The organism is Rhodoferax sp. UBA5149 (assembly GCF_002413825.1).
Lineage (GTDB): Bacteria > Pseudomonadota > Gammaproteobacteria > Burkholderiales > Burkholderiaceae_C > Rhodoferax.
Genome location: NZ_DHXT01000168.1, coordinates 8,749 through 10,818 on the forward strand (window position 1 = coordinate 8,749; position 2,070 = coordinate 10,818).

Here is a 2,070-nt window from a genome sequence, read left to right on the forward strand (position 1 = left end):
AGCGCCAACTTCTCCAGCATCGCGACCGATTCCAAGGGGGTGATCCAGATTTTCAACGTCGGCGCAGAGCGCATGCTGGGCTACACAGCGGCCGAGGTGATGAACAAAATCACCCCTGCCGACATTTCCGATCCGCAGGAAGTGATCTCACGGGCAGAGGCTTTGACTATCGAGCTCGGCACACCGATCAAGCCAGGCTTCGAGGCATTGGTATTCAAAGCTTCGCGCGGCATCGAGGATATCTATGAACTGACCTATATTCGTAAAGATGGCAGCCGCTTTCCGGCAGTCGTGTCAATCACGGCCTTGCGAGATGCTCAAGATGCCATCATCGGTTATCTGTTGATCGGCACGGATAATACCGCACGCAAGCAAGTTGAAGGAGAGCGGGTACTGCTCTTTAATGCATTGCAGAAAAACAACGTCGAGCTTGGGGCAGCCAAAATTGCGGCCGAAACAGCCAATCTTGCCAAATCAGAATTTCTTTCCCACATGAGCCACGAACTGCGCACGCCCCTGAACGCCATCCTCGGTTTCGCCCAGTTGCTGGAAACTAGCGAACCGTCGCCAACACGCATTCAGTTGATACGGCTGAACGAGATCCTCAAAGCAGGATGGTACCTACTTGATCTGATCAATGAGATTCTCGATCTTGCATTGATCGAGTCCGGCAAGTCGTCGATATCACTTAAACCGGTATCACTGTCCAAGGTCTTACTCGAATGTCAGGCCATGTTCGGACCGCAGGCAAAAGAAAGCAGCATTCATCTTCACTTTTACATGTTCGACAGCACTTGGTTTGTCCATGCAGATCAAACCAAGTTAAAGCAGATTTTAACCAACCTGCTTTCCAATGCGATCAAATACAACAGTGAGCAGGGAACGGTCGAAGTGAAATGCTCCGAGAATGCTTCGGGACGGCTGCGTATCAGTGTCAAAGATAGCGGCGCTGGATTGTCTGCGGAAAAACTAGCGCAGCTATTTCAGCCATTCAACCGTCTCGGTCAAGAGGTCGGGATCAGGGAAGGAACGGGCATTGGCTTGGCAGTAAGCAAAAAATTGGTTGAAATGATGGGAGGCACTATTGGTGTGGAAAGTACCGTTGGAATGGGCAGCGAATTCTGGTTCGAACTTGTTCGGGACGATACTTCACAGCCTGCTGCAGTAATTCATCAGCCAGAAGAATATGTTTCGCAGCCCAAGGATGATGCGGCAGGCTACACCTTGCTCTATGTGGAAGATAATCTGGCCAACCTGATGCTGGTCGAGCAAATAATTGAGGATATCCCCCATATACACATGCTAAGCGCACGCGACGGAAAAATGGGTATCGCACTGGCTCAAGAGCAATTGCCGAATATTATTCTGATGGACATCAATTTGCCCGGTATTAGCGGGATAGAAACGATGATTCTTCTGCGCAAAGACCCAGTAACGAAACACATTCCCATTATCGCTCTCAGTGCTAATGCCATGTTGCGCGACATCGGCCAAGGACTGGAAGCAGGATTTTTCCGCTATCTTACTAAGCCCATCAAGATAAAAGAATTAACTGAAGCGCTGGATGCGGCGATGACATCAGTGGGAAAGAATCAACCGTCGGCGTGAATGCAACAAGTGTTGAATGCTTATTTTATTGAAATAGGAAGTGCGGTTCCGTCGCGTTTGGGCAATCTGCGACCTTCAAGCCGGCATAATTTCCTTTTTTTCTGTCTTTCAATCGGCTGCAAAGCCCACATTTTAGCCAGTAAACCCAAGCGATTTACAAACGTTTAACGACTGTTTACTGTCGCATAGCTGACCGTCGCTAGCCATTTTGGATATAACAGGTATGTCTCGACAGTACACATTCGAAATTTTCGGAAGCGGACGTTCCCGAAAGATGATCCGTGTACTTTTTTAGCGAACCTCCACGGTCCGCTGTGGCCGATTTTCAGACCGCATTCATTTCGGCCTAAGTCGTTCGCATCGTCCTGAATTCAATTGACTATGGACGACCGCTTTATGGCAAGATGATAGCAAGTCGCTATAGCAGGTTCGTGCCATGAAGGAGATGCTGAGGGTTGAAAA

Annotated in this window: 1 protein-coding gene; it reads left to right on the top strand. The window is 49.0% G+C overall.

All coding sequences use genetic code 11. The features are described from left to right. Window positions 1–1,608 (top strand): PAS domain-containing hybrid sensor histidine kinase/response regulator (locus B3V69_RS15405; protein ID WP_296447897.1); only part of this gene is annotated, 1,608 nt, incomplete at its 5' end. Window positions 1,609–2,070: the final 462 nt, after the last annotated feature.